The organism is Streptomyces sp. NPDC020845 (genome assembly GCF_044334165.1).
Lineage (GTDB): Bacteria > Actinomycetota > Actinomycetes > Streptomycetales > Streptomycetaceae > Streptomyces.
The window spans coordinates 1-1,294 of the sequence record NZ_JBIRSJ010000088.1 but is presented as its reverse complement, the minus strand read 5'-3'; the positions used below and the strand labels follow the sequence as shown (position 1 = coordinate 1,294).

At 64.1% G+C, this 1,294-nt stretch carries 1 protein-coding gene; it reads left to right on the top strand.

Annotated features, from left to right (window positions below; all coding sequences use genetic code 11):
* The first annotated feature begins 76 nt into the window (after positions 1 to 76).
* A complete protein-coding gene (locus tag ACH4U7_RS53195; protein WP_398534947.1) occupies positions 77 to 1,258 on the top strand; it encodes an LLM class flavin-dependent oxidoreductase in 1,182 nt (393 codons plus the stop codon).
* Positions 1,259 to 1,294 lie beyond the last annotated feature (36 nt).

Here is a 1,294-nt window from a genome sequence, read left to right as displayed (position 1 = left end):
GCTCTTCCTGGGGCCTTGACCTGGGCTGTGGTAGGTCCTACGTTATCGGCGAATAACATTCGAAGGAAGGGTCGGCATGGACTTCATCCTCATGACCGAGGGGGACACCCCAGTCGGGCTCACACATGAGCACCGCTACCGGGAACTGGTCGAGGAGGTACTGCTCGCCGAGCGCGTCGGCTTCGATGCCTTCGGCAGTTCCGAGCAGCACGTCGCCCTCGGGACGGCCTCGGTCTCCGCTCCGGAGGTGCTCTACCCGTACCTGATGGCTCTCACCAGCCGGATCCGCTTCATCCACCTCGTGACACTGCTACCGACACGGATGAACCACGCACTGCGCGTGGCCGAACGCGTCGCGACCGAGGACATCCTCTCCAACGGCCGCGTCGAACTCGGCACCGGACGCGGCAACACCACCCTCGCCCTGCGCGCCTTCGAAGTCGACCCGTCCGAGAACAAGTCCCAGTGGCGAGAAGGCGTCGAACTCATCCGCCGCGCCTTCCTGGACGACCCGTTCTCCTACGTCGGCGAGCACTACAAGATCCCGCCCCGCAGCCTGGTCCCCAAGCCCCTCCAAACCCCCTACCCGCCCATCTCAGCCGCCGCCGGCAGCCCCAGCTCCGTCGAAACCGCGGCCACCATGGGCATCGGCGCCATCATGGGCGGCCTCTACCTCGGATTCGACCTCGTCGAAAACATGGTGAAGCTCTACGACAAAACACTCGCCGCCACCGACCACCCCCACCCGATCACACCACGCAAGATGGTCGCGATCTCAGGCGGCATGCACTGCGCCGAGACAACAGCACAAGCCCGCACCGAGGCCAAACCCCTCTTCGAGATGGCCAAACTCTCCACCGACGCCTACGAACGGCTCTCCAAGCTCTCACAGGACTACGCCTACATGGGCGCCGTCAAAGACATCGACTTCCACGACGAGGAGTACATGTTCGAACGCTCCCAAGGCTTCATGGTCGGCGACCCCGACCACTGCATCGAACACGTACAGCGATACGCCGACATGGGCGTCGACGCACTCGTCCTACGCGTCGACAGCCTCCCCCACCACCAACTACTGCGCTCGATCGAACTCTTCGGCAAGTACGTCATCCCCCACTTCAAAAACCCCCGCAACGTCGTCCGCCCCGCCGACGACGTACTCGCCGACATCCGAGCCGCACGCCCCGCCCACCAAGAAGCACTCCGCCAGTTCCACTCCCAGCACAACCCCACACACCACAAGGAGACCAGCCGATGACCGACCTCTACAACCACGGCACCGGCGACATCCTCA

Excerpts from the sequence above, each read along its gene's own strand:
- ACH4U7_RS53195 (WP_398534947.1), top strand. The coding sequence starts at position 77 with ATGGACTTCATCCTCATGACCGAGGGGGACACCCCAGTCGGGCTCACA.